This window comes from Parazoarcus sp. PS-13 R2A (assembly GCF_057621855.1).
Window position 1 is genome coordinate 1 of the sequence record NZ_JBYEXN010000064.1, and the last position, 496, is coordinate 496.

1 protein-coding gene is annotated in these 496 nt (G+C 64.5%); it reads left to right on the forward strand.

The features are described 5' to 3' along the window. The coding region (locus tag AC22G6_RS21835) for an AMP-binding protein (protein ID WP_487368507.1) at nt 1-496 on the forward strand (496 nt) is incomplete at both ends.

Below are 496 nucleotides of genomic sequence, written 5' to 3' on the forward strand. Positions count from 1 at the left end.
GAACTTTGCACAGAATCTGCTGCGCAGCCGCGACAGTCACGACGCGCTGGTGTTCTGGGGCGAGGATCAGGTCAAGAACCGCATGTCGCATGGCGAGCTGTACCGCGCCGTGGCTCAGTTTGCCGCGGCACTGCGCGAGCAGGGCGTGACGAAGGGCGACCGCGTCGCGGCCTTCATGCCCAACATGCCGGAAACCATCGTGGCCATGCTCGCTGCGGCCAGCATTGGCGCGATTTTCACCTCGGCCTCACCCGATTTCGGCGTGCAGGGCGTGCTCGACCGCTTCGGTCAGAGCGAGCCCAAGGTGCTGATTGCCTGCGACGGTTACTTCTATGGCGGCAAGACCATCGGTTGCCTCGACAAGCTGGGCGACATCGCCCGCCAGCTGCCGTCGGTGCTCCGCGTGGTGGTCGTGCCCTATGTGCACATGGCGCACGATCTGGGCAAGGTGCCGCATGCGCGCATGTATGCAGACTTCGTCAAGCCACACCACCAC